Source organism: Nocardia puris (assembly GCF_003315035.1).
GTDB lineage: Bacteria > Actinomycetota > Actinomycetes > Mycobacteriales > Mycobacteriaceae > Nocardia > Nocardia puris.
Map to the genome: position 1 here is coordinate 200019 of NZ_QNRE01000012.1, position 24237 is coordinate 224255.

A 24237-nucleotide genomic window follows, 5' to 3' on the forward strand; every position below is an offset into this window, starting at 1 on the left:
CGTCGAGGTCGAGGTGGAGGATTTCGTGGAGGTCCCAGCGCAGCGCGGCCCCGTACCCGCCAACGACGTCTACGAGGCCGGAGTACCCCCCGGCACATCACCCGCGCCGGCGCCGAAGAAGTGATCCTGGAGCCGCAGGTAGAGGCCGTACAGGATGCGTTTGGCGTCCGGCTGGTCGTAGGTGGCGGCGATGATGCGCAGCATGTCCGGGTCGGACACCAGCGCGCCGATGAACGCGACCGCGTCACCGCGGCGCGCCGCCAGCTCGAGCGACCAGCGGACGGCGTCGTTTTCGGGCCACTTGATCACGATCGGCGGGTCGAACCCCATGTCGGGCCCGAGCACGTAGGGCTCGATGTTGGCCTCGACGAATTCGATTCCGGCGGCGCGCTGGCGCAGCGATTCGAACGCGGCGTTGCGCGCGGCCGCCGCAGCGTCGGCGGGCTTCGGCGCGGCGGTCTTCTTGGCCGGGGCCTTGCGGGCGGGAGTCTTTCGAGGGGCGGGCATGAATCCTCCTGGAAGTCCGGCGCTTTCGGGAGATGAGGGTCGTCCCGCGCCGCGCCGGTGGGGGCGCGGGACGACCTGGTGGCCGATCAGACCGGGACGGTGACCGCGCAGGTGTCGGTCAGTCCGCCGAGGGTGGCGGTGATGGTCGCCGAGCCGGACGAGACCGCGGTGACCAGACCGGACGTCGACACCGTCGCGACGGCGGGAGTGCCCGAGCCCCAGGTGCATTCGGCCGTGCGGTTGTAGCCGTTGTTGTCGATCACGGTGAGCTGCAGGTGCTCGCCTTCCTCCAGCTCCACGGCGGAGGGGTGCACGACGATCGACGATGCCGCGGTGATGAACCCGGCGTCCTCGGCGATCGCGTCGAAACCTGCGCCCGAGACGCCGAAGTCGTACAGGCCGCCCTCGTCACCGTCGCCGAAGTCGGCGTCGTCGAAGATGCCGAGGGTGAGCGGCAGGCCGAGTTCGGTGCCCTGGTTGCCGGCCATCGGGCCGCGCCGCGAGACCGCGACCTTGGGCAGCTTGAAGTACGGGTACAGGTCTCCGCTCGAACCGCGGTCACGCGCGACGAGCAGTGCGCTGTAGTAGAAGATGTCCAGCGAGGACGTCTTGGACGCGTTGAAGCCCTTGCCCGGCGACGCGGTGGTCAACGCGAGATCGACGTTGTGCCACAGGCTCAGGTTGATCTTGCGCCATTCCTGCGCGGTGTAGTCGACCGTCAGGCCCTCGCTGGTGGGGACCAGGCGTCGGGGGCCGGACGAGCCGTAGCCCTCGATCGGGGAGGTCTGCAGGTCCGGTGCGATGCTGACGGCGGCCTGCTTCTGGATCTCACCGCTCGTCAGCCAGCCAGCGGGCAGGGTTTGCAGCACACCGGAGGCGTCGCACAGGTCGGCGGGCATGTACGGTGCACCCGGCGACCACACGTGCAGCATCACCAGCCAATCCAGCGCGGTGAAGACGAGCGGGTCGTTCTTGCCTTTGAGGGCGAGGAACGTAGTCGGGGCCATGAGGCACTCCTTATGGACGTGACGGACCGCCGCGCGCACGGCGCGGTGCCCGTCGAATTCGATTCAGAGGGAGAGGGATTCGCGGATGACGGCGTAATCCGGGAGGTTCGGCGGTCGTCGCATCAGCAGCCGGAACGTCATCGGCACGAGGCGGTGGTCGGGGTTGAGCCCGGGTAGCATCTGCGGCCCTTGGATCTCCTCCGCCGAGGCGAGGTGGGTGATGCTGCCGTCCTCTCGGCGCACGTCGCCGCCGTGCTCGTACGACAACAGCATCTGCCGGAGGTACTCCAGGACGGCCCAGGAGTCGCTGCGGGTCCGGGCGATCACCCCGAACTGCACTGCGGACGGGTCGAAAAGGCCGCTGGCCATGGCCATCCCGCCGCGGTAGACCCGTACGACCGGCGTCCCGGACTCGACGAGCGCGGTGTGGTCCGCGGTCAGCCACTGCACCGCCAGGCCCTGCGGTGTCAGCATGTCGAGGAACGTCTGCGCCAGGTCCATGGCCACGAGCTCGGCGTCCGGGAACCCGCCCTCGTACCAGCCCGGGAAGACGATGGTCACAGCAGCGTCCCCATGGCGTTGAGCACCAGATTCAGGTCGTGGGCGCCCTCGACGACCGTGACCGTTTCGTCCTCGTGCTCGATCTCGTACCCGAACTCGTGCGGCAGACCGTAGTAGGCTCCGGGCCCGCCGACGAGCAGCCGCACACACCAGCGGTCGTTCCGGTCGCCGCCCACGAACGTCTCCGGCCGAGCCGAACGCGCAAGCCTCGCAGTACGTTTCGACACGATCTCGCGGTAGAGGGCTTGGGCGATCTCGCCGCGCTCCCACATCAGCGCCCGCATCTCCCGTGACATCAGCAGCGCCGTGACGGCCGGATTCGGGACCGGGATGTCATGCTGCATCCGACACTCCTCTCAGCCGCACCACGACTCCCGGCTCCCAACCGGTGAACGGGGAGTGCACCGGCCAGGGCTGACCGTCGACGCGGTACTTGATGCCGCCGACGATGACGTGGTCACCGGATCGGATGTCCGCCCCTGGCGGGCAGAGCAACTCGATCCGGGTGATCACCGAGCTGCGGCGTTCCCCGCTGGCGCGGGTGTCGTTACGGGTGACGGCGTCGGTGGTGTCGACCATGGTGATCGCGCACCCATCGACCGTGTGCGTGGTCGCCGGGCCCGGATCGCCGGTACGGTCGCGCTCTCCCGGTCGCGAGACCGTGACGGTCTCACCGGCCGAAAACATCCACCCTCCACGGCGCGGTGGGGATGGTGCCGAACTTGCGGCGCTTCCCGTGCCCGCGCAGGGCGTCCAGCTCCGACTCCTCGAAATACAGCTGGCCGGAACCCGCGGCACGGGAGCGGGTCACGGAGTATACCGACGCCGATTCCTGTTGCGCGCCTGCGGGATTGCGGTACACGCGCAGCACGGCTTCGCACACCATGTCCCGGGCCCGGTCCAGCCGGACCGGGTCGGTCGTGGTGGCCATGGATGGGACCAGAGAGATCAGCAGCGTGGATGCTGCGGTGATCTTCGCGTCCAGCCACGCGTTCCGGCTGGTCGGGATGACGCCCTCGAAATGGCCGCGGACGTCGTCCCGGGTGGCGAACATCAGACCGGCACCCCGGCGGCCTCGCAGGCCGCGATGATGTCGGCGCGCTTCCAGTCCGGCAGCACCTCAACGCCATTCGCGGTCGCGTACTCCTCCCAGACGACGCGGGACGCGGCCGGACCGGTCTGGGGCGGCGGACCGTCACCCACCGCCGCCGGCGTGGCGCCGTGCCCAGCACCGTCGTCGCTTGCGGGCGGCGGTGTCTGCGGCGGTTCAGCCGGAGGCGCAGGCGGCGCGGGCTCCGGCTCGGGTTCCGGCTCGGGTTCCGGCTCCGGCGGGCGGGATTCCCACACCGCCGGGTTGGTGATCTTCGCCCGCGCCCACTTCGGGATGTACTGGTTCGGCCCGAATTCGTGCACGGCACCGGTCTCGTCGGTGACGTGCACGTGCCGCTTCAGGCGGGTCATGCGATGACCTCGCTGATCAGCAGCTTGCGCGGGTCCCCGAGGACCGGCATACCGACCGCATCCACCGAGGCGTGCTTGCGGTAGGGGAAACCGTCCTCGCGCTCGATGACGCCGAGGATGCCCGCCGCGGTCTCCAGCTCGACCTTGTTGGCCGCGAGCTCCAGCGCGGTAGTGGGAGTACCCCACGCGGTGAAACCGAGCTCGGCCGGATTGTCCGGCAGGAACAGCAGCTTGTTCTCCGGCAGCACGCGCACCGAGGTGCCGTCGATGTCGAAGTTGCTGTTGTACTCCGCGCCAAGCGGGGGCAGGCCCTCGCCGCCGAGGATGTCGTTGATCTCGGGGATCGTGACCCGCGTGCGGCCGGCCGCGGCACCGTGCACCGCGTTGATGAACTGCTTGTTGCGCTGCAGCAGCCGCAGCACTTTGCGGCTGGTCAGGAACTGCCCCGGCATGCTGCCGGTCGTCGCCTCCCACCGGTCGCCCCACGCGACGAAATCGTCGAGTGGCGTGGAGTTCTCGACATCCGACCACAGGATCGCGGGCGCGACCATGTGGTTGGTCGGGATGCCGTAGTCGAGGACCTGGTGCACCCCGTTCTCGTTGATCTCGAGGACGCCGTCGTCCAGCACGTCGCCCCACGCGAGCTCGATGCGGTTGTAGACCTGCTCGGTGAGGTTGTCGAGATCGTTGTAGACCGCAGTGGCCAGCGACTCGACCAGAGTGCCGCCCAGGCGCGCGAACTCGAGCTGGCGACGCTCGTACTCACCCATCGACAGGGTGGCGCCGAGCGGCAGCATCCGCACGCGGTCCTGCTTGCCGGTGTCGCGCGCCGAAACCCAGTGCGTACCATCCCAGTTCCGATACCTCGCGGCCCGGTTGGTCTTGGTGATGGTCGCGAAATCGATTGTGTCGCTATCGAATTCGCGGCGCGGGAACAGTCCCGACAGCGCCAGATTCGACGGCATCGGGATGGACTGCGTGTAGGTCGCGGTCGCGTCGAGGGGGACCGGACCGTCCAGGAAGAGAGCCATCTCGTCGTCTCCTTACGACTCGAACCGGATGCCGGGCAGATCGGCGACGGCGGCGGCGTCGAGCGATCCGGGGCCGGACTGGAACGGGAGCTTGGCGGGGCTGACGAACCCATGGATCAGGCGGCCGGTGCCGACCTGGCTGGCCAGGCTGCCGTTCGCGCGACGGGCGATCACCTTCGCGAACGTGAGCCCGCGGGCGACTTCGCGGCCGTCGTTCGCACTGTCGGAGTACGGCCCGTACAGGCCCGTGCTCGTGACGCGGCCGATGACGGTGCCCGACGGGATGTAGCCGTCCGGGAAGTGCGAGTTGACGCCCGGAGTCACGGTCGCCGGGGTGATGTTCGGCGAGGAGCCGCCCGTGAACTCGTGCGCGACCGTCAGCTGGGCGACGTTGCGCTGGCCGAGCGCGTTGATGAACGTCACGGTGTAGGGGCCGCCCGCGCTGCCGGTGACGGTGACGTTGCCCGCGCCGATCGTGGACAGGCCCTCGAGCTCGTCCTCGACGGTGGCGGCGCTGGCGTTGTGCGCGATGTCGTCGGTGGTTTCGCCGCCGAACGTCGCGGTGAACGTGCCGCCGGTCGGCGACCCGGAGATGGTGAGGGTCTGGACCTCGTTGGTGCCCGCGGCGGTGAACAGGCTGATGTCCAGCGTCGCGTTGGGGGTGTAATCGGTGCCGTGGATGTCGAGTAGCCACTGCTTGTTGTCCACCTGGTAGTGGGTGGTCTCGCGACCGATGTCCGTGGACATGGTTCGCCTCCTTCATCAGGTTGTCTTGGTGCCAGTGGGGTGCCGTTTGGCGGCCATGGCCTTGCCTTGCTCGATGCCGGACTGGCCGGAGGGGCGGCCGGAGTTCTGTCCCCAATCCCGGTGCTGGGGTACGCCTGCGCCGAACTTCTGCGGGTTGCCGTAGAGCGCGGTGAGATGGCTGACGACCTTGTCGGGGTCGATCTCGCCGGTCTCGGTGGCGAACTTGCTGGGCGAGGCGATCTCGAGGAACGCTTGCAGCTGCGCCGGGTCGGTGAGGATCGTCGCGGCGGCGGCCTTGAGCTCTGCGGCCTGCAGCTTCGACCTCCACTCCGAATCGGCTGCGGTGCGCGCGGTTTGGGCGGCCTCGGCCTTGGCGGCCTCGATCGCACGCTCGGACTCGGTGCGGTTCTTGTCCTCCAGCTCCGCGAGCTTCTTCTGCATCGCGGTGACCTGGTCGGCCGTCAGCCCGCCAAAGGCGTTCACGCGGCCTTCGTGCTTGCGGGACTGCGCCTTCCAGTACGCGGCCTGCTGTTCGGCGGTCATGTCCGCGACCGGCGTGTTGGCCGGGTAGCCGGGCTCGCCGTCGCCGCCCGTGCCGCCAGTGCCACCTGCGCCGCCAGTGCCACCTGCGCCGCCAGTGCCACCTGCGCCGCCGGAATTGCCGTTGCCGCCGGCCTCGCCGGACGCGCCGAGGACGGGCCAGATCGGGCCACGCTTGCCCATGCCGAGCGCACGCAGACCAGTAACCGGGTGGATCAGATCAAGCATCGAATTCCCCTGTCGGGATTGGTGTTTCGCCCCGTGACGGGGCCGGGTGTGGGTGCCCTGACGGGCCGCCGCCGACCCGGAGATCGGCGGAACGTGTTGAGTGCCGGGTTAGAGCAGCGCTTCGAAGCGCGCGATCATCCGGCGGTGATAGCGGACCGGATCGGCTCCGGCTTGGCGGTACCGCCCTTCACCGGTTTCACGGGCACGAGTATCGGCCCGAGCTCGGAGTGCTCCTCGACCTTGTAGCGGGTGCGCTTCAGCTGGTCGCGGCCGGTGCTGCCCGCCGCGTCGTACAGGGCGTCCAGGTCCTTGCGATTCAGGGCGTGACCGGGGTCGTAGTCCGAAAACACCGGTAGCACAGTGCATTTGCACTCCGCGTGGATGGCTTTCAGTTCCGCGATCCGGTAGATCCGGTCGGCGGCCACGATGCACATGCCGCACACCCCGCCCCGCGACCGCTCGGGGTGGACGATGCGCCGGTACCCGATCACCTCACGGTCGAGATCCACGGTCTGCTGCAGCGCCTCGGTCTCCACGAGCGCACGCGCGAGCTGCAGATTCCCTTCCACGATGGAGCCGATGCGCGTCTCCGCGACGCGGGTCGCCTCGACGTGCACGCGGCCCGTCGACCGCTCGTACCGGTAGGCCTTCGCGGCGCGCACCATCACCCGGGTCGTGCGCGAATCCTCCACGCGCACCGCGCGTTCGACGCCGCCGGCGTACTCGACGTGGACACGGGACCGCGCCGCTGACGTCGGCCTGTCGTAGCGGACGCGGGCGCGCCGCTCCCCCGCACTCGGCTCCGCCCGCACCGGATCAACCTCGGTATCGGTATCGGTGGCCGTTTCAGTTCGGGCGCCGCGCACGTCGTCGGGGATCTGCGCGGAGACCCGCAGTCGCGCGCCCAGCGCCTCGAGCTGAGCTGTCTGCGCGGCCGCAGTGGCGGTAGCGACGCTGCGCTGCGCGGAGATCAGGTGACGGCCGGCCGCCTCAGCGAACGCGGTCACCTGGTCGTCGTCGTAGGGGTTGGTGGTGCGCCACAGCGTCGTGATCGCCTCGACGACCGTCGTGTGGACGCCGTCGACGACCGTTGCGAGCGCGTCCGTTGTCGCGGCGAGCTGATCGAGCAGTTCCGGCCGCACCTGCGCTGCCGCGTAGGCTGCCGACGCCACGACCATCGCCTCCGAGTACGTCAGCGCCGCAACGGGTTGCGTCACGCGGCCGCGCCCGATCCGTCGCCGGGCTCGTCGTCATCGCCGGGTTCGGAGCCGTCGCCGGGCTCTCCGGGCGCGGGCGGCGATGTGGGTGAGTTCGTGGCCAGCGTGAGCAGCCGCTCGGCGTTCAACTCGATGATGTTCTGCTCGGCCTCTTCCGGCTTCATGCCCCAGATCCGGATCAGCTGGCTACGCGTCGAGAGCACACCACGGGACTGCGCGGTCGCCGAGCCGCGGTCGGCGAGACTGTTGTTCTCCAGCACGCCCCACTGCAGTTTCAGGCCCGCGCCGCGCGCGGCCTGACCCGCCATCGCGAAAGCCATGCGCAGCAACATCTTCAGACCGGGTTCGACGCGGGCCCGCCGGTCACGCACTTTGAACTCGATACCCTCCCTGGTCAGGGTGGCACCTTCCGCGGTCTGGTTCGCCGAATCGGGCGCGAACATGTGCAGCGGCGTCGACGTGAGAACGCCGAACTCCTTCACATCGTCGCGCTTGGCGTTCAGGATGCCGGTCAGGTCGGTCGGCGCGGACTCCCAGAACTTCACGCCTTCCGGGACGCGCCACATCGCGCCCGGGTCGCGGCGGAACATGTCGGCCCAGAACTCGTCGTCGACTTCCGGCAGGTCGCTTTCCTCGTCGCTGTCGCCCTCGAGGTCACCGATGACGGCCATCTGCCGAAACGACTGGTACCAGGTCAGGACGATCCGCTGCAGCGTGGTGTCGTTGATCCGGTCCAGCAGGTCGATGTGCTCCTCGAACTCGCCGAGCCCGTTCTCGTTGAGGAACTGGATGACGGGTATGCCGCCGAGATCGTCGATCCCGACGACCTGCTCCGGCTCACCCTCCCATTCCCACTTCGCCAGGTGCACAACACCATTCGGGTGCAGCGACCGCTTCGCCGTGTACCGCCACCCCGGCAGAAACAGGTGCGCGGTCTCGGTCCCGAGCAGCTCGTCGACGCTGCGCACCATCGCCGCGCGCAGAATGTTCGGGTTGGCGGGGTTCGGGACGCCGATCGCGTTCCGCGGATCCAGCGCGGTGATCATCGGCCGGCTGTCACTGCCCGGCGCCGACGGCACCACCAGGGCGTACGCCTCACTCATCGCGAACAGGAAGCCGAGCAGGTCCTGCACCTGGACCTGCAGGTTCGAGACCTCGGCGATCTCGGCCGCCAGGTCGTCACCGCCGACGTCGCTGTCCTGGTCGGTGCTCGCACCGACTAACACCATCCGGTCCCGCAGCGCCCGCACCGGAATGGGCGCGTAGTTGCAGCGCGCCTTGCGCATCACGGCCTGGAAAACCTCGGTGTAGTCGGCCGCAACCTGCGGAAGCGGCGGCCGCCCTGTGTAGTACGCCCACAGCCGCTCGAACCGCTGGCGGCGGGTCTCACGCACCTCCCGCGGCGCGCCCGGAGGGGTCCACGGCTGCGGCTCGTACCGGTCGAAACCGGCCATGAGCTGCTGGAACCACCAGTCCGGGGTGCCTTGGTCGGGTTTGAGCTCCACTCGGTCACCGCCTCCCTGTGATGCGTGCAGCGCGGCGGCCGCGGCGCTTCGCCGGTGGCGCGGTCAGCACGTCCATGCGGGCCTGCCACGCGAGGATGAGCGCCATCGCGGCGTCGAATTTCCTTGTCGGGTGCAGCTTCTGGAGGATCCACAACCGCTTGCCGTGCTCATCGAGCAGGTTGATCTCGCGTTTGCCCGCGTTGCCCAGATGGCGGGTCAGGTTCGGGTCCCCGTTGTGGCTCACGCGGCCGGTGTCGATCGCCTCGATCAGGGAGCCGATCGCCGCGACCATCGCACGCTGCCGGTTCGTCCACCACTCCTGCACGATGTCGCCCCACCTCGCTGACCATTCGCCGACCGTGTTGTTCCAGTGCGGCGGGTCGGCGTACATGCGCATCACGCGGTAGCGGGTCATGATCTCGGCGAGTTTCGCGGTCACCTCGGCCTCGTCGACTTCCCAGTCCTCGTCCGCGTCGTCCGGCCGCTCCCACAGGCCCACCAGCTCCGCGAACCCGGTGTCCACGTCGACCATCACCAGCGCGGTGGAGTCCCGCATACGTGCGCCATCGAAGCCCAGCACCACGCGGGCCCGGCGCGGTATCTGCTCCCCGGTCAGCTCGAGCGGCTTCCACTTCCGCACGTCGAACGCCTGCGCCGCCGACTGCGTCCACCGGTTGGTCCACACCCGCTCCAGGTAGGTCTTGTCGGCTTTCGGTCGATCCCACTGCGACGCAATGCCTTCGATGTCCGACCATTCGGCCACGTCCGGGCCGGACGCTTCGGTGATCGCCTCCACGCGGTCCTCGAACTTGTCCAGGTCGTAGCCGTCGGACGCCTGGCGGTGGAAGAAGAAGAACGAGGGCCGCTCGACCTCGCCGCGCGCGATCTTCTCGGCCTCGAAGTACTCGTCCTCGGCAACAGAGTCCTGGCCGGGTTGGCCGGCGGTGGTCGCCGACATCATCCACGGATCCTCGAGCGGCCGCTTAGGCAGGTTCGCGATCATCGTTTCGACCGCGGCCTTGTGGTTCGGCAGGTACAGGCGGTGCGGCTCGTCGATGCCCTGGAACGTCGTCCGCGCACCGTCGCGCGCGTTCGGCGCGCCGGCGATCGGCACGGCCTTGCCATCCGGTCGCCCGGCGTCGATCCGCACGATCCGGTCCAACCCGATATCGAACAGCTCCGGGTCCGCGCCCTCTTTACAGATCACCATCAGCGCGCCGTACGCGAGCTCGGCGACCTGCTCCTGGGTGTTCGCCAGCAGCGGGATGTAGGGGTCGCTCACCGGACGGCCCTGCCGCAACGTCCCATCCCGCTCGAACCCGTTGAACCGCACCGGCGATTCGGGATGCAGTTCGGCGTAGGCGACCCACGCCATCATCTCCGTCTTCGCTGAGCCCTTGCGCACCGAGATCCCGCCACGCTGGAACCGGCGCCGGCCTTCCCGCGGATGCCCTCGCGGGAACACCTCGTAGGCGCGATAGATCCAGAACCGCTGATCCGAATTCAGCCGCGCCGGTTGTCCTTTCAGACTGCCGGGACCGAATACCGCGCGCTCCTCGATGAACTCGCACACCTGGTCCCCGAGAGTGGGCCACGGCTCATCGTCCGGCGGCGGGACGATCAGCAGCACTACGTCACCTGGCGCATCGCCTCACGCGGATCCGGTGCTGCGCTCGGCCGGCGCCCGGCCCGCCGCGTCGTCGTCCGCTCCTCCGCAGCCTCACCGCGCTCGATCTCCCACTGCAGCGTGCGCCGCGCCATCGGCGTCAGCCCGCACTCCCGCAGCAGGTGCCGCGCCTCGGTCGCGCTCGTCACGCGCGACGCCGCCGAGGTCCGGTCGTCCCACACCTGCTGCATCAGCCGCGCGGCCAGGAACAGGGTGTGCCGATCGGACTCGGTCCACTCCGGCGCCATCGGCGAGGACCAGCAGTCCTCCCACCACGACAGCACCGCGGGATGCCAGCCCACGTGGTCGGGCAGGTCCGGGATCGTCGGGTTGCTCACCGGCCGCAGGGTCGCGCGGGTGGTCGTCTTGTTGCGGCGCTGCCGGAGGCCGGCGGGTTTGGAGGCGGCCACGAACACCACCTCCCTCCTGGTGCTGGCGCGCGCCGCGACCCCCGTGGTCGTACGCGGCAGATTGTGCAGAGCGTCCCGCTGCTTGCCTGACCTGGGGCGGGGGGGTCCTACCCCCTGGGGGTAGCGGTTGGGCGCTGGTCAGTGGCCGGCGGTGGGGCGGGCGCGGTCCTGGTTGGTCTTGGTGCGGTGGCAGTGGGGCCAGTTGCGGTCGTGGACGGCGCGGTAGTTGTCGAGTGTGTCGGGTCCGCCCTGGTGCTGTGGCTGGACGTGGTCGACGGTGTCGGCACCTGGTTGGCCGCAGAGGTAGCAGGTCCAGTTGTCGCGTTCGAGGACGTGCTGTCGGTCGCGGTCCCAGTTGGCCGGCCGCTGCCATCCGCTTGGGGTGGACCACGGGTCGGGTTGGCAGTCGGGGCAGTAGCGTGCGCTGCGGATGAGGTTGGTGCAGCCGTGTCCTGGGCAGCGTCGTGGTGCTTTGGGCATGCGGCCCGGCCTAGAGCCAGGGGTGGCCGGTGAGGCGGAGGGCCAGGCGGACGAGGTGCAGGTGCAGCTGGTCGAGCAGTTCGGTGAGGCGGCTACGCATTGGTGTGCCTGGTGGTGGCGATGTGGGGTCCGCGTTCGTCGAGGCGGCAGCCGCTGTCGAGGTGGGCTGCGATGATGACGGCGGTGCTGACGATGGTTTCGGCGGGTGTGGGTAGGGCGGGTTGTGTGGGGTCCAGGCGGCCGATGCCGAGTGCGTCGATGAGGTTCTGTGTGGTGTCGCCTATGGCGATGGTGACGCGGTAGGCGTGCATGGCGCCGAGGGCGAGGTCGCGGCCGGAGCCGATGGCGGCTATGCCGCCGTGGGTGGGGAGTGCTTCGTGTGCGTGGACGAGCCAGATGCGGTTGCGCCAGGCCATGAGGATGTTGCCGTCGAGGCCGGCTCCGTCGTCGTTGTGGGTGACGGGCGGGTTGGCGGTGGCGAGGATCTTGGTGATCGCGGCCGCGGTGGCGTTGGCCCAGTCGTCGACGTACCGGTTGCTGGGTCTTTCGGGCAGGACGAGGTTGCGGCGTAGGAGGGGCAGGATGGCGCCGTGTCCGGAGGCTCCGAAGAGGACGGGTTCGCCTGTGCCGGTGGTGAGTGTGAGGATCTTGGCGGTGCTGGCGCGGAACACGAATGTGCCGTCGTGGGTGGAGGCGGTGTCGCATCCCATGACGACGTGGTCGTCGGTGGCGTAGGCGGCGATGATGGTCACGGCGCCTCGATCCAGTTGCTGCGCTGGACGATTCGGGGTTCGGTGCCGCAGTGTGGGCACCGAACCTGCGGGTCGTGTTCGATCTTCCAGTGGTGGAGGACGTAGGTTGCGCGGGTGGGTCCGTCGTCGACGGTGACGTACCGCTGCTCCAGTGTTGCGGCTGCCTTGGTGAGCCATTTGAACGCGGGATGGCCTTGCGGGATCACGATTTCGAGCCGGTTGCCCGGCAGTTCGGTGACGGCGTGGTCGACGTCGCCGTAGTACTCCATTACGCCGTTCCAGAGGCGGATGAGTCGCGTGCTGGTCATCGGCGCAGCTCCGGGCGCAGGAGGTGGTCGAGTTCGGCGCGGCGGCTAGCGGCTCGGGTGGCTGCGTCGAGGTCGGTGACCGTGATGTGGTGGGCGTGCAGCTGCTGCTCGGCGGTGCGGGCGCGGCGTTGCCAGTGGCGGAGGTTGACGTGGAGCGCGCCGACTGCGGTGAGTGCGGCGGCGGCGATGAGGGTGTCCCAGCGCCAGTCGCCGCTGATGAGGCCGCCGACGATCTGGAGGATCAGGGTCAGGGTGCCGTAGCCGATGGCTGCGAGGGCGGCGAGGGCGGCGATGCTGGCGAGGCCGCGCGCGAGTTCGTGTTCGCTCACCAGGTCCACCAGCCGATCGGGGCGTGGTATTCCAGGGTGCGGATGGGTGTGCAGCGCCATGTGTTGATGAGCGCGGCGAGGCAGCAGTCGAGCATCGGGAGGTTCCTCTCGGGTGGGTGGGGGTGGTGAGCAAGCCCGCCAGGGGTCGAACCTGGACCGGCGGCTTTGGAGACCGCTGCTCTGCCGGTTGAGCTACGGGCCTAGGGGTTCGCAGCGCGCAGCAGACCCGCCCACACTTCGACGCAATGGGCTTGCGGGGCCGAGCGATGTCGGCCCGTTGGGGTGCTTTGCCGGCCCTCCCGAGGCGGGCGTTTCACGCGCTGCGAACGATCGGGGAACCATCCGGGATCCCCGGATGGTTGGGGGTCAGAGGATGGCGCGGATGATGGCGCCGGCGACGTTGAGGAGGGCTTCGCCGACGAGGCCCCAGTCGACGGCGGACGCGACAGCGGACAAGGTGGACAGCATGGGGTTGCTCCTTCGGGTGGTGAGTGGGTGTTCCGTGGCGGCGGCGGGACTCGAACCCGCGACCTTCGGCTTATGAGGCCGTTGCGCTGCCGCTGCGCTACGCCGCGTCGGTTGGTGGGGCCGATTCGATGTCGGCCAGTCGGCGCCGAGCGATGTCGGCGTATTCGGGGGATCCTTCGATGCCGAGGAACCGCCGTCCTTCGAGGATGGCAGCGACGCCGGTGGTTCCGGAGCCGGCGAACGGGTCGAGGATCAGGCCGCCGGGCTGGACAGTGCGCACCAGGTGTCGCATGAGTTCGACGGGCTTGGCGGTGATGTGCTGGCGCTGTCGCCCGGTGGGTCGGGTGATGCTGTACACGCCGGGGAGGCAGGGCGGTTTGTGGTCGGGGCCGAGGACTCCGTGGGAGCCCCAGAGGATGTATTCGGCGCCGTTGGCGAAGCCGGGTTGTGGGCGGGCGCCGGGTTTGGCCCAGACGACGATGCCGCGCCACCGCCAGCCGGCCACCTGGAGTGCGTCGGAGAGCGCGGGGAGCTGGCGCCAGTCGGTGAACGCCAGCAGCTGGCCGCCGGGCCGGGTCAGCCGCAAAGCTTCACCGAGCCAGATCGATGACCAGATGGTGAACGACCGTTGGTCGCGTTGGTCGCCGCCGAAGTCGGGTAGCGCGTGCCCGGACTTGGAGTCGGTGCTGACGTACTTCTGCGCGGCGGTGCGGCTGGTGCGGTCTGCGGCGGTGACGCCGCCGGAGCAGTAGGGCGGGTCAGCGATCACGGCGTCGAATTGGTGCTCGGCGAGCTGGCGCATGGTGGCCAGGGATTCGCCGTGGACGATTCGGGAGGTGCCGATCTCGAGGTGGGTGAGGGTGCTGTCGGCGTTCATGAGCAGCGCCTTCCTGCCGTCAGATGGAGCCCCCGCGGCCCATCTGGGGCACAGAAAAACCGCCACTGTCCCGGACGTGGGCACGGGTCGTCAGCAGCGGTTTCTGGTGCAAGGGTAACTCAGATTCCCGTGTAGGTGTGCAATCTGTACACCTACACGGGCCGGAAACCGTGCACATGAGTGAGGGCCCGCCGTAGTGGCGGGCCCTCTTACGGGCTGTAGGCGGTCGGGTCGAAGAACTGCCAGCCGAGGTTTTCGTCGAACATGTGCTGTGTGCCTTCCTGGTCAGAGTGCGGTGGCGACGAGGCGGGCGAGGGCGTCCTCGTCGAGGACCCAGGCACCGGGCTGCCCGAGTCGGTTGAGGGTGTCGGGGTCGTGGCGGGTCGGGCGCGACGCCCGGCCGCCGCTGATGAGGGGCAGCTCCATCTCGCGGGTGGTGACGGTGGCCGGCTCGTCGAGCCAGTCGGCCCCGAAGTGGCGGGCCTGGTCGGCGGTGGTGAGGAGGTCGCGCACGCGGCCGGGGATGGCGTCCTCGTGCCAGCGGGCGCGCACGCGTCCGACGGTGACGGTGCGCTCCTCCAGGCCGTCGTCCTGCTGGGCGCTGAAATCGGCCAGGACGACGGGGACGCCGCCGCGGGCGAGGTGCCATGCGGTGGTGCGGTCGCGGACGGTGGCCCAGCCGCGGGCGTGCATGGCGTCGACGACCCGCGCCCAGGTGGCGTCGCCGACACCGGCGCCGCGCAGGTACACGGTCGGGGTCGGTGCGGGAGCGGCGGGTGCGCTGCCGTCCTCGCTGCGCCCCAGGATGCGGGTGATGCGGTCGCGGCTCTGGCTGCCAAGGGCGCGCGCGGCCGCGCGGTGGGACAGCGGTCCGACCGGCTGGACGGAGTCGCGGACTGCGGCAGCGAAAGCGGCCTCGGCGTCGAGGACTGCCTGCTGGGCGGCTTGGATGCGCTGCGCGGCAGCTACTTTCGGGTCGTCATACTCCTCACCCTGCGCCTGAGCGACGAGCCACGCGACCTGATCGTCGGGTGCGTCGATCTCCAGGTAGGGGAGGCCGTTGAGCTCGGCGCTCCACAGCTCCTCGGGCACGACAATGGCGTAGGTATCGGTGTCAGCGTTGTCCCACGCGCCGTGTTCGTCCAGGAACGATACGACTTCAGGCGATTCGAGGGCGGGTATGCCCTCGACAGCGAGACCGTACTCGACGCCGGGGGCGTCGGTGGTGGTGTTGAGTACCACGATGGTGATGGTCATGATGCCTTCCTGGGTTCGGTGGGATCACACGCACTCGGTGCAGCGGCCGCGCCGGTCGAGCGGCTGGCCGCAGTAGTGGCAGCGGCCGGTCGCGGCCGGGGCGGGCAGGCCCATGAGGTCGGCGACGCGCATCGCCTGCCGATCGCGGGTCGCCGGGCGCTTGGCCGGCGCGGGCTGCACGGCTGCGGGTTTCGCGGCCTGGCGCGCCTTGGCGGCGGCCTGGCGGGCGGACAGGGTCGCGTACTCGCCGGAGCGCTTGAGGGTGATGTGCTCGGCCGCGGACTGCTCGGCGTCGGCCCGCTTCCACAAGCCGCCCCACGTGCTGACCCCGCCCCAGGGGTCGGTCACGCGCACGGAGAACGGCGCGTCAGCCATCCGCCCGGCGCGCTGCCGCTTCTCGGTGATCTCGACGTCGAACTCTTCGGCGGGCGGGGCGTCTGCGATCTCGACGGTGGGGGCGACACCGGTGGAGGTGATGCGCTCGATGATCTCGCGGGCCTCGGTGGCGTCGGCGGTGACGTAGTGGCCGCCGTCGGGGTGGGTGATCGTCCAGGTGGTCATCGGGTGCTCCGATCTCGGGTGAGGGACCATCTCCCTCTCGGTACGGTAACCATACCACTGGCACGGTCAACTCACAAGTGGCACGTTCGCAGTTCCAGTGGTACGATTACCGTACCGCCAACGAACAGGGAGCCCGAGATGACCACCATCACCGCCGCCGAGACCGCCATCCTCCGCGCCCTGGCGGCCCAGCTCGTCGAGCTCACCACCACCGAGGTCACCCGGATCGCGGGCGCCGCGCTCACCACCGCTCGCCGGGTCAAGCTGGCCGCGGCCCGCCTGATCCACTCCGTGCGCGTGGGCCGCACCTACCTGCACCTGATCACCGACGACGGCGCCGCGTTGATCCAGGGCCTGGACGCCGCCGCGATGCCCGCCGACCGCACCGAGGCCGCGATCCGCGCCGCTTACGCCGCGCTGGGCGGGGGCGCGGTGGCGCTGGCGGATCTGCGGGATCGGGTGGCCGCGCCCCGCGCCGAGGTTGACGCCGCCCTGGCCCGCCTCGCCCGCGCCGGTGCGCACGTCCGCTCCGAGGCCGACCAGAAGACGCTGACCGACCGGGACCACGCGGCGGCGGTGGTGCTGGGCGGGACGGCTCGCCACACCCTGCTGATCGCGGGGTGACCCGCGCAGGACAACTGCCCCTGGCCCGGAGGTCCGGCCAGGGGCAGTATCGGTACTTAACGAAACGAATTATCTGGTGCGGCCCTGGACGACGGCCGCGATGAGTTCGGGCGTGCAGCCCACCGCGCGCGCCAACGCAGGGTAGGTCCAGCGATCGGGGTCGGTCGCCCGCAACTGCCGGATGAGGCGGTTGCGGGCGGCGACGTGCTGCGCGGCCTGCTGCTTGCTGATCCCGGCCGCCTGGTGGTGTTCTCGCGCCTGTTGCGCGCGGATGTCCATGCTCAACCTCGCGCGAAGTCGGCCAGCAGCGTCGGGACAGCGGCGTCGAACCCAGCGACGTCGAGCATGCCCGCGTCGTCGGGGTCGGCGATGCTGAACCCGGTAGAGGTCATACCGACCACCACCAGCTTCGCGTTCGGGTTCACCTCGCGGCGGTAGCGGGCCAGCGCCTGGTGCGGGTGCACCGAACCCGACCAGGTCTCGCTGTCGGTGTAGATGGAGAACACGTCCACCTCGAGGCGCTTGTCGAGCGCGTACAGCATCGGCAGGGCGCAGTCGGTGCGGCCGAACGGCAGGTTAGAGGTGGTGCGCATGACGTCGTCCAGGCGCTGCCGCGGGCTGATCGAGAGCTCGGAGAGCCCGGTCATCCGGCGCTGGGCGAGCCCGATGGTCGCGCCGGAGAACCCGACGAGCTGGTGGAACGGCTCGGTGCGGGCGGTGACCATCGCGATCGCGGCCGAGGCCTCGCGCGCGCTGAGCGGCATCCCCGAGATCGGCGCCATCATCGACCCGGACACGTCCAGCGCGAGCAGGTGCCGGACGCGGGTCGGCTCGACAGCGTCGAACGCGGCATAGAACGCGGCGTCGAGCGCGTCGACGATCGGCGCCGACGGCGACCACGTGTTGGTGCCGCGGGCCGCGCGGCCGGCCGCGTAGGTGCGCAGCGCGACGAGCACGTTCACGGGGTGCACGCGCGCCTTCCGCAGTCGGTCGCTGTCGGCGAGCTGGCCGGCCACCTGGCGGGTCCGGCCGCCGAGGGGTGCGAGGAGGCCGAGGTTGGTGAGACGGGGCAGCTGCCGCATCAGCGCCGTCTGCGGGATCCCGTTGTCCAGCAGCGCTTCCCACACGGCGGGAGTGTTGAGCGCGGTGTCGGGCAGCATCTCCCACGTGAGCCGGTACTCGCGCACCAGGTTCGGCAGGTCGGTGACCGGGGTGGTCTGGGCGCGCTGGAAGCCCTCGACGAGGCGCAGCCCGTCCAGCGATGCGCCGCGTCCACATGCCCAGTCGAACAGCCGCTTGCGGGCGGGATCGTCGGTAGCGGGGTGGGCCAGGCGGAGCAGGTCGCGATGGGACCAGCCTTCGCGCTGCCGGTACTTGACCATCTGGTAGGCGACGTCGTCGACGGAGACAGGTGGGTGCCGGTGCGGGCGACCAGCGGCAGCGCGTCCAGTGCGGCGCGGCGGCCGTCGACGTCGCCGAGGGAGGCGGCCGCGGCGAGCGCGAACAGTGCGGGGTTCTGCTTGGGCGCGCGGCCGGAGGTGGAGATCGTGACGATCTCGGCGACGAGGTCCGCGGTACGGTTCCGGGCGAACTCCAGGGTGACTTCGCCGTTGTCCTTGGTGAGTTCCTTGTCGCCGACGTAATAGGTGCCGCCCTCGGTGCCGAGGGTGAGGAATCGGCGGAGCCGCACTGCCGGGGTGACCTGGAAGGTGTAGCCGCCGGCGTTGTTGCGGGCCTGGCGGGGGTCGGCCTGCTCGTTCTGCGGAGTGGTGCGGGTATTGATTCCGGCCAGGATGTCGCTCATCTCGTCCTCGTCTCGGCCCCCGATAGGGGGCGTGTCGTAGGTTTTCGCGAGGGAGAACGGGCGTGTGTGTCTACCGGGTTTGATCTCCCCAAAAGATAACCGGCAGAGTCCGGCCCGTTTCCGTTCGCGAGGTGCAGGAAGCGGAAGTACGGGCGTGGCATGCCGACCGGGGTTAGCGCTCTAGGCCGCTTGAGCTACAGCACCTTTCGGTACCGGCGGGATTCGAACCCGCGTCCTCTCCATTAGAAGTGGTAACCGACCGTCTCCGGCCCGCACCACCGCTTCCTGCTGAGCGATTCGGAGGTGGGCGGTCGTGTTATGCCAACCGGGTTTTAGGTGCTCTGCCAAGCTGAGCTACACCCCGTCTTCCGACGGGGTGACGGGATTTGAACCCGCGACCACCCGCTCCTCATGCGATAACCGGCCGTCTCCGGCCCGCCCACACATCCGAACTGCTTACGTCGGGACTGTAAGCAGTTACAGCGATCGCGGCAAACCACTTTCCTGGACACCTCCTGTTGTCAGGAGGCTTTCCGGTGCCACCAGGACTCGTAGGTGTCGGTCAGCCACCGGTCTATCGCGGCGCGGTCCGGATGCGGCGGCAGGTCGGAGGACTCGGCGAGTTCGTCGAGTCGGGTGAGGAGTTCGGTCGCGCGGTCGAGCGCCTGTTCCTGGGTGTGCTCACCGCGGCGCAGTTCGGCGAGCCAGGTACGGTCCGGCTCCGGGATGGGCAGGGTGATGCGGCCGGCGGTGAGCAGCTCCACGCCCTGCAAACCGAGGCGCACCATGTGGTACGCGAATTTCGTGTCGAAGCCGCACACGTCGACGAGCTCGGGACGGTTGGTGTGCTTCTTGGACTTTCGGCCGAGCAGCTGGTCGCGCTGCCTGACGAGGTAGCCGGCGAACCGGGCGGCGGCCTGGCGGGAGATGAACCGCTCCGGATGCGCCTGGATGTCGGCGCCGATGTCGCTCGTGACGGCGAGATCGTGCGGAGGCAGGAACATCAGCAGCAGGATGGTGGGGTTGCCCTGGGCGGCGAGGCGCGCCCACTTGCGCAGGCTGTAGATGGTCAGGTCGAGGTCGCCGGGCCCGGACCGGACGCCGGTCGGCCGGGTCCGGTACTGGTATTGCTCGAACGCGCTGATGCCGATGACGTGGGTGGGCGGTTCGATGCACACGCCCATTTCGTCGCGGTCGGCGGCGCCGGTGCTGACACCGTGCACGCTGGACCCGTATTCGCCTCGGAGGACGGTGTTTTCGAGGGCGATGCGGCGGGCTTCGCTGCTGGAGTGCGGGTTGCCGGTCATGCTGCGGGGTTGCCTTTCTGGTTCTGGCGCAGGGCCAGGGCGAGCGCGTCACCGAGGCGGTAGACGGCGACGTCGGCGGCGGAGATGCGGTGGTCGGTGATCCGGGCCCGGCCGTCGTTCTCGATGTGCTGCCAGCCGCGGGGTTCGAGGCGACGCGATTTGTGGGCCCAGTGGTAGAGGGTGCGTTTCGGGATCGGCGCGCCGATGGCGGCGGTGACGCGGACGAGGTCGGCGACGGTGTAGAGCTGCTGCTCGGCGGCCGCGCGGGCGGCGGCTTCGATCTGGGCGACTTCGTACTGGGTGCGGCAGCGGCCGCACCGCACCCAGGTCGCCACGCGCCCGTTGTCCTCGACGACGGCGCGCAGCGGGTGCCCGCACACGAGACCCTGCCGGTCCAGCACCGCCTCGCAGGCACCGAGGTAGCGGCGCTCCACCCTCCGATCGATGAACACCTCGACCGCGCGGGCCGCTCCTATGACGTCGGAGTAGATCTGTTCGGCGTAGTCGTTGGCGCGCAACAGATCCGGGTGCAGGGCCAGCCAGGCGGCGGCGCGGGCCGTCGCGTCGGGCAGGGCGGGCGGCAGTGCGGCCGCGGAGCGGTCCGCGACCACGGGGCCGCGGAGCTCGGTGGCCACCTCGATCAGGTACGGGTCGTCGAGGTCCACCTGGAGGCGGTGTTCCTGGGAGATGACGCGCGTCCAGGTCGTGATCGCGGTGACGAGGCGCCGGCGAGCCCGGTCGCCTTCGAGGACGGTGCCGCGGCCGCGGGCGGGACGTACCGGCAGCGGTGCTTCGGCGGAGCGGCCGCCGACGTGGCCGGAGGTCATGCGGGCCAGGCCGGCGCGGGTGATGTCCCACTCGGCCAGGAGCGCGGGGACCTGGTGCAGGTCAGCGACGATGGCGAGGCCACACTCGCCGCAGAGGGGTGCGCTGTCGCCGACAGGCCGCGAGCAGACACGGCACTCGGGCGCGCTCACCTCGCACCGCCACGATCATCGCCGTCAGGGCGGAGCATCCGGCGCACCCACGCCTCGCCCTCGCGGCGAGGTCCCTCGCTCGACGGCGTGAGCCCGTTATCCGGCGGCCCGGCCACCCACAGCATGCCGGAGCAGGGATCCGGGTCACCGGGGAACCATCTCGGGAACGTGACCGACGTGTAGGCGCTGACGCCCCACGGGAGGGCGAGGCGCCGGGCGGACTCCCCCACTGGCAGCTGCAGTCGCGGCGGCCGGTAGAACCACGGCAGCTCGGTGTCCGTTGGCAGCAGGGAGACGAATCCGGCGTAGTCCGTGAAGGTTTCGCCGCACATAGGGCAAGTGGCGTATCCGAAGTGGCCGACGACGACGGCGAATCGGTCACGGGCGGCCTGTACGCAGGCGTCGCACTGGTGCCCGGTGGTGCATCCGTGCTGGTCGTACCGGATGGTGGCTGGGTGGTATTCGAGTCCGTGGGTGGCCGTGTCGTTGCAGGCGGGGTGGTCGTAGAGGCTGTCTCGTGCTTGCTCGGCTGTGATGTTGTCGATCAGGGCCAGGCACTTGTCCAGGATTTCTCGGGCGAGTTCGGTCGTCAATCGTCAGTCCTCCTCGGGCACGGCGCAGTCGTGGGCGAACTGGTGGTCGGCGCAGTAGTAGTTGCCGCAGCCCGGTTCGTCAGGGTCGCGGTGACCGTCCGGGTTGCGGCCGCACAGGTGGCCGAGCCCTCGGTCGATCTGAGCCTGGCAGCCAGGATGATCGCACGCGGCTTCGACGGCGTACCCGGCCATGCGGCCGTCGGGGAGCTCGTATCTGGCGTATCCCACGGGGTCAGTCCTTCCAGGTGACTTCCAGCCAGAGCGCGCCGGGTAGGCCCTTCGCTGCTGGCGGGTGGATGATCGGTTCCGGTTTCGCCATCCAGCGCGGGATGTCGTCGGGCACCATCCCGTAGCCGGGGTGCTTCGCGGTGCCGGCGGCGAGGGCGTCGCAGATCGGTTTCAGGGTCGCGACGAGGTTGTCGGTGTCGCGGCGGCCGTTGTCGCGGGGCCGGTAGTGCAGTTGCACGGTGACGTGCGCGACGCCGCGCGGGAGGCGGGCGGCGGTGGCGAGTGTGTGCGTGGTTTGGCGCACCTCGCGGACAATCCGTGCCTTGGCGAGCGCCGCACCGCGTGTGAAACCTCGGTCGTTCATCGACAGCGGGGGCCGCGTCCACGGCAAGTCGATGCGGGTCACCGGTCGGCCTCCCGCCAGGAGGTGACATAGCGGCGGACGATGGTGAGCGGTGGTGCCGGGTAGTAGGCGGCGGCGTGCTGGCGGAGGGCTGTCTCGTGCGGGCTGGTGACGATCATCTCGACGTGGCGAGGGCTGCTGCTGTCGTTGCGGCCGCCCCACTCCACAGCGGTGGGCAGGAGGCCAGCGTCCGCGAGCGCGGTCACGATCCGTTCGGCGCGGGCGCGGTGCGCGAGCTGCATCACCCACTCCAAGCTGGCCCAGCGCATCCCCGTGATGCCGCGGCTCTCCGACCATTGGAGGAACAGGCTCTCGGCGATCACCTCGGCGGCGTGGGCGCGGATCTCGTCGGCGGGCTCAGGCATGGTGCTCCATCCTGTTCGGGCAGGTGATGCCGGTTTCGGAGGTCCAGGTGTTGGGGTGCCCGCAGGTGGAGCAGACACCGAAGAACCCGTGCTGGATATGTTCGGTGAGGACCCAGCGCGTCGCCTCAGTGGCGCCGTGGCGGAGTTCAGGGCGGTCGCGTTCCCGATCGGGGAGCGCCCACCGACCGAACGGCTCAGGCGCGGCGGCAGACTCAGGAGCCATGGGACATCCCCTCCCAGGCTCGGTCATAGTCGTCGGCCATGTACCACAGCGGGCAGCCCGGCACTCTCGGGCCGACCTGGATGCCGTCGGTGACCACGACCCTGATGCCGTCCGGGGTGTGGTTCCAGTAGCCGCCGAACGCGAGTGGCGCGGTGTCGCGGTGAATCTCGTCTGCGAAGTCGCGCAGGTGGCGGGCTATCCGCGCCCGCCACCGGTCAGGTATCCGCGCGTACGCGGCGCACAGGCACGGCCGCCCGAGCGCGGCGCGCCCCTTGCACACCTCGGCGCGGTAGAGGTGGGCGGCGCGGCGGTGGGTCTGATCAGGCATCGGGGTACTCCCAGGTGACCAGCTTGGGATGCCAGTAGCCCTCGGAGTCCACGGACTCGCAGAACTGGCGGAGGTCGGCCCTGGCTACGGTCGCGTACCACGCGCCCGGCGGGTACGCGCCGGGCCGGAAGCCCTCCCGCACCATGACCCTCTGCCGGTCCCAGTGGTGGGAGCCGATCCACGAGGATGACCCCCACTCATCGGCACGGTCGAACCGGTCGGGGTGGGCGTGCTCGTAACCGGCCTCCAGCTCGGCGCGGGTGCCCCACTGGATCGGGGCGTCCACGACGGAGGAGTAGACGACGTAGAAGTCCTCGTCGCGGCTGGGTTTGATGATCGTGTGTCCCATCAGGGCTCCTCTCGTTTGGCGTCCTGCGGATCCCACAGGAGTTCGATGGGGAGGTCGACCCGCTCGAATCGGGGCAGGTCGAGGTCGAAGCAGCAGTCGCCGTTCGGGTCGATCCACCCGTCCGACGTCCGCTGATAGATCTGGCCGGAGGAGACCTGCTTGACGAAACTCCCCACGGGTAGCGCGTCCTGCTCCTCGAGCGTCACGATCACGCGGACGGGCCGCCAAACAGAGGCTGCGTCGGCCGCGTTCTGATTGCCTTGCAATGCGATTCGCTCACCGGCCGCGCGGAACAGGACGTGCAACCATTCGCTGCTGTCGGTTGTGGCGACCTCGGTGATGTAGCCGTGCCGCATCGCGATCAGATCTGCCTGCGCCCTGTTGGCGGTGCGGATCGTGGCGGCGACGTCGTCCCACGATCCGGCGAGTCGGTTGTCGAGCGCACCCATCTCCCAGCCCGCGGTATAGGACTCGTCGTCGTGCGGGCCGCCCGCTGATACGACGGTCACGAACGGCATCACCAGGCCGTACCCATCGGTCTCTTCAGGCATTGCGGTCCTCTCGGTCGGCGCGCGCGATCGCCTCGGCGGCGCGCGCGCTGATGTGGCCGGTGCTGGTGTCGGCCTGGGCGGGGCGGGGCCGGTGGATGGGGCAGGCGCGCATCACGTCGGCGTCGTCGGGGGTGAGCCAGCCACGGCGGCAGTCGTAGGGGCAGCGGTCTGGGATGTCGTCGCCGGTGCGGTCGAGGGTCATCAGTCCACCTCCGTCGCCCGGGCGGGCTCCCAGCCGCCGCCGGGGCGGGACTGGACCGCCTCCGCGATGTGGTCTCCACCGGCGAGGTGTGCGGTGAGGGCGTGGTCGATGGCGGACTGCGCGGTGGGGTGGATGTGGTAATCGATCTGCCCGTCCACGTGCTCGACGCGCACGGCGTACTCGACGGCGTCTGTGCGGTCCGCTTCGTCTGTGCGGTGCACAGACGGGTCGGGCTGTACAGACGCCTCCTCGGGTGTCCACAGAACGGTGACGACACGGTGCAGGCGGAGCAGCTCGGCGCTCCACCGCTGCGCCCCGCTCCCAGAGATGCACCAGACCACGTGCCCGCTGTCGTCCACCCGAGTGGACTG

The 24237-nt window shown here is 69.8% G+C and carries 35 protein-coding genes, 2 tRNA genes and 1 pseudogene; 1 reads left to right on the top strand and 37 read right to left on the bottom strand.

The window, feature by feature from the left end; all coding sequences use genetic code 11:
* Window positions 1-69: 69 nt before the first annotated feature.
* The 23 genes from DFR74_RS26065 to DFR74_RS26180 form a co-directional block, all read right to left on the bottom strand.
* Entirely contained in the window at window positions 70-507 is a 438-nt protein-coding gene (locus DFR74_RS26065; protein WP_067504964.1) for a hypothetical protein, read from the bottom strand.
* An 86-nt stretch (window positions 508-593) separates the two neighbouring features.
* Window positions 594-1514, bottom strand: a complete 921-nt coding sequence (locus tag DFR74_RS36760) for an Ig-like domain-containing protein (RefSeq protein WP_198161684.1) — start codon at window positions 1512-1514, stop codon at window positions 594-596.
* Between the two features lie 63 nt (window positions 1515-1577).
* On the bottom strand, window positions 1578-2075 hold the full coding sequence (locus DFR74_RS26075) for a phage tail termination protein (RefSeq protein ID WP_067504970.1): 498 nt from the start codon (window positions 2073-2075) through the stop codon (window positions 1578-1580).
* A complete protein-coding gene (locus DFR74_RS26080; protein ID WP_067504973.1) occupies window positions 2072-2419 on the bottom strand; it encodes a hypothetical protein in 348 nt (115 codons plus the stop codon). The genes DFR74_RS26075 and DFR74_RS26080 overlap by 4 nt, the downstream gene beginning before the upstream one ends.
* Window positions 2409-2762: a hypothetical protein gene (locus DFR74_RS26085; RefSeq protein WP_067504976.1), complete on the bottom strand. Its 354-nt coding sequence runs from the start codon at window positions 2760-2762 to the stop codon at window positions 2409-2411. The genes DFR74_RS26080 and DFR74_RS26085 overlap by 11 nt, the downstream gene beginning before the upstream one ends.
* Window positions 2746-3129, bottom strand: a complete 384-nt coding sequence (locus DFR74_RS26090; protein WP_067504978.1) for a Gp19/Gp15/Gp42 family protein — start codon at window positions 3127-3129, stop codon at window positions 2746-2748. The genes DFR74_RS26085 and DFR74_RS26090 overlap by 17 nt, the downstream gene beginning before the upstream one ends.
* The gene (locus DFR74_RS26095; protein ID WP_067504981.1) at window positions 3129-3536 is read right to left on the bottom strand and encodes a hypothetical protein; all 408 of its coding nucleotides are present in this window, start codon (window positions 3534-3536) and stop codon (window positions 3129-3131) included. The genes DFR74_RS26090 and DFR74_RS26095 overlap by 1 nt, the downstream gene beginning before the upstream one ends.
* Complete coding sequence (locus DFR74_RS26100; RefSeq protein WP_067504984.1) at window positions 3533-4567, bottom strand: major capsid protein; 1035 nt, start codon at window positions 4565-4567, stop codon at window positions 3533-3535. The genes DFR74_RS26095 and DFR74_RS26100 overlap by 4 nt, the downstream gene beginning before the upstream one ends.
* Before the next feature lie 12 nt (window positions 4568-4579).
* A complete protein-coding gene (locus DFR74_RS26105; protein WP_067504987.1) occupies window positions 4580-5314 on the bottom strand; it encodes a head decoration protein in 735 nt (244 codons plus the stop codon).
* A gap of 15 nt (window positions 5315-5329) precedes the next feature.
* Window positions 5330-6082: a hypothetical protein gene (locus DFR74_RS26110; protein ID WP_157115801.1), complete on the bottom strand. Its 753-nt coding sequence runs from the start codon at window positions 6080-6082 to the stop codon at window positions 5330-5332.
* Window positions 6083-6216: 134 nt separating this feature from the next.
* The gene (locus DFR74_RS26120; protein WP_067504993.1) at window positions 6217-7299 is read right to left on the bottom strand and encodes a hypothetical protein; all 1083 of its coding nucleotides are present in this window, start codon (window positions 7297-7299) and stop codon (window positions 6217-6219) included.
* On the bottom strand, window positions 7296-8804 hold the full coding sequence (locus DFR74_RS26125; RefSeq protein WP_067504996.1) for a phage portal protein: 1509 nt from the start codon (window positions 8802-8804) through the stop codon (window positions 7296-7298). The genes DFR74_RS26120 and DFR74_RS26125 overlap by 4 nt, the downstream gene beginning before the upstream one ends.
* Before the next feature lie 4 nt (window positions 8805-8808).
* Complete coding sequence (locus DFR74_RS26130) at window positions 8809-10434, bottom strand: terminase (RefSeq protein ID WP_084537393.1); 1626 nt, start codon at window positions 10432-10434, stop codon at window positions 8809-8811.
* Window positions 10434-10880 carry a phage terminase small subunit gene (locus tag DFR74_RS26135; RefSeq protein ID WP_147265930.1) on the bottom strand — a complete coding sequence of 149 codons (447 nt, stop codon included), beginning with the start codon at window positions 10878-10880 and terminating at the stop codon, window positions 10434-10436. The genes DFR74_RS26130 and DFR74_RS26135 overlap by 1 nt, the downstream gene beginning before the upstream one ends.
* A gap of 138 nt (window positions 10881-11018) precedes the next feature.
* Window positions 11019-11360, bottom strand: coding sequence for an HNH endonuclease (locus DFR74_RS26140; RefSeq protein WP_067505002.1), 342 nt, complete (start codon window positions 11358-11360; stop codon window positions 11019-11021).
* Window positions 11361-11452: 92 nt separating this feature from the next.
* Complete coding sequence (locus DFR74_RS26145) at window positions 11453-12112, bottom strand: hypothetical protein (protein ID WP_067505005.1); 660 nt, start codon at window positions 12110-12112, stop codon at window positions 11453-11455.
* Window positions 12109-12420, bottom strand: a complete 312-nt coding sequence (locus DFR74_RS26150; RefSeq protein WP_067505008.1) for a hypothetical protein — start codon at window positions 12418-12420, stop codon at window positions 12109-12111. The genes DFR74_RS26145 and DFR74_RS26150 overlap by 4 nt, the downstream gene beginning before the upstream one ends.
* Entirely contained in the window at window positions 12417-12749 is a 333-nt protein-coding gene (locus DFR74_RS26155) for a hypothetical protein (protein WP_147265931.1), read from the bottom strand. Before DFR74_RS26155 ends, DFR74_RS26150 begins: the two co-directional genes overlap by 4 nt.
* 130 nt (window positions 12750-12879) lie before the next feature.
* A tRNA-Trp gene (locus DFR74_RS26160) sits at window positions 12880-12951 on the bottom strand.
* A gap of 301 nt (window positions 12952-13252) precedes the next feature.
* A tRNA-Met gene (locus DFR74_RS26165) sits at window positions 13253-13324 on the bottom strand.
* The gene (locus DFR74_RS26170; RefSeq protein ID WP_067505015.1) at window positions 13315-14094 is read right to left on the bottom strand and encodes a DNA-methyltransferase; all 780 of its coding nucleotides are present in this window, start codon (window positions 14092-14094) and stop codon (window positions 13315-13317) included. The genes DFR74_RS26165 and DFR74_RS26170 overlap by 10 nt, the downstream gene beginning before the upstream one ends.
* A gap of 285 nt (window positions 14095-14379) precedes the next feature.
* A complete protein-coding gene (locus DFR74_RS26175) occupies window positions 14380-15351 on the bottom strand; it encodes a hypothetical protein (protein WP_067505018.1) in 972 nt (323 codons plus the stop codon).
* 24 nt (window positions 15352-15375) lie between these two features.
* The gene (locus DFR74_RS26180; protein ID WP_067505021.1) at window positions 15376-15912 is read right to left on the bottom strand and encodes a hypothetical protein; all 537 of its coding nucleotides are present in this window, start codon (window positions 15910-15912) and stop codon (window positions 15376-15378) included.
* A gap of 138 nt (window positions 15913-16050) precedes the next feature.
* Between DFR74_RS26180 and DFR74_RS26185 the strand changes: the two genes are divergently transcribed.
* Window positions 16051-16536 (top strand): hypothetical protein, encoded by a 486-nt coding sequence (locus tag DFR74_RS26185; protein WP_067505024.1) that lies wholly within the window; start codon window positions 16051-16053, stop codon window positions 16534-16536.
* Between the two features lie 69 nt (window positions 16537-16605).
* Here the strand turns inward: DFR74_RS26185 and DFR74_RS26190 are convergent, their stop codons facing one another.
* The 14 genes and pseudogenes from DFR74_RS26190 to DFR74_RS36205 all read right to left on the bottom strand — a co-directional run.
* Entirely contained in the window at window positions 16606-16815 is a 210-nt protein-coding gene (locus tag DFR74_RS26190) for a hypothetical protein (RefSeq protein ID WP_067505028.1), read from the bottom strand.
* A gap of 2 nt (window positions 16816-16817) precedes the next feature.
* On the bottom strand, window positions 16818-17918 hold the full coding sequence (locus DFR74_RS26195; RefSeq protein ID WP_084537394.1) for a TROVE domain-containing protein: 1101 nt from the start codon (window positions 17916-17918) through the stop codon (window positions 16818-16820).
* A gap of 104 nt (window positions 17919-18022) precedes the next feature.
* Window positions 18023-18340 (bottom strand): annotated as a pseudogene (locus tag DFR74_RS38075) (TROVE domain-containing protein); the annotation flags it as partial.
* Between the two features lie 521 nt (window positions 18341-18861).
* Complete coding sequence (locus DFR74_RS26205) at window positions 18862-19647, bottom strand: DNA polymerase beta superfamily protein (protein WP_067505031.1); 786 nt, start codon at window positions 19645-19647, stop codon at window positions 18862-18864.
* Entirely contained in the window at window positions 19644-20624 is a 981-nt protein-coding gene (locus DFR74_RS26210; RefSeq protein WP_067505034.1) for a hypothetical protein, read from the bottom strand. Before DFR74_RS26210 ends, DFR74_RS26205 begins: the two co-directional genes overlap by 4 nt.
* Complete coding sequence (locus tag DFR74_RS26215) at window positions 20621-21217, bottom strand: hypothetical protein (protein WP_067505037.1); 597 nt, start codon at window positions 21215-21217, stop codon at window positions 20621-20623. Before DFR74_RS26215 ends, DFR74_RS26210 begins: the two co-directional genes overlap by 4 nt.
* Window positions 21218-21220: 3 nt before the next feature.
* On the bottom strand, window positions 21221-21445 hold the full coding sequence (locus DFR74_RS26220) for a hypothetical protein (RefSeq protein ID WP_147265932.1): 225 nt from the start codon (window positions 21443-21445) through the stop codon (window positions 21221-21223).
* Window positions 21446-21449: 4 nt separating this feature from the next.
* On the bottom strand, window positions 21450-21851 hold the full coding sequence (locus tag DFR74_RS26225) for a RusA family crossover junction endodeoxyribonuclease (protein WP_113975289.1): 402 nt from the start codon (window positions 21849-21851) through the stop codon (window positions 21450-21452).
* Entirely contained in the window at window positions 21848-22213 is a 366-nt protein-coding gene (locus DFR74_RS26230) for a hypothetical protein (RefSeq protein ID WP_113975290.1), read from the bottom strand. The genes DFR74_RS26225 and DFR74_RS26230 overlap by 4 nt, the downstream gene beginning before the upstream one ends.
* Before the next feature lie 212 nt (window positions 22214-22425).
* Entirely contained in the window at window positions 22426-22764 is a 339-nt protein-coding gene (locus tag DFR74_RS26235; protein WP_067505044.1) for a hypothetical protein, read from the bottom strand.
* Window positions 22757-23113, bottom strand: a complete 357-nt coding sequence (locus DFR74_RS26240) for a hypothetical protein (protein WP_067505047.1) — start codon at window positions 23111-23113, stop codon at window positions 22757-22759. The genes DFR74_RS26235 and DFR74_RS26240 overlap by 8 nt, the downstream gene beginning before the upstream one ends.
* Complete coding sequence (locus DFR74_RS26245) at window positions 23113-23664, bottom strand: hypothetical protein (RefSeq protein ID WP_067505050.1); 552 nt, start codon at window positions 23662-23664, stop codon at window positions 23113-23115. Before DFR74_RS26245 ends, DFR74_RS26240 begins: the two co-directional genes overlap by 1 nt.
* Window positions 23657-23866, bottom strand: a complete 210-nt coding sequence (locus DFR74_RS26250) for a hypothetical protein (protein WP_067505053.1) — start codon at window positions 23864-23866, stop codon at window positions 23657-23659. Before DFR74_RS26250 ends, DFR74_RS26245 begins: the two co-directional genes overlap by 8 nt.
* The coding region (locus DFR74_RS36205) for a hypothetical protein (protein ID WP_170160800.1) at window positions 23866-24237 on the bottom strand (372 nt) is incomplete at its 5' end. The genes DFR74_RS36205 and DFR74_RS26250, both read right to left, overlap by 1 nt.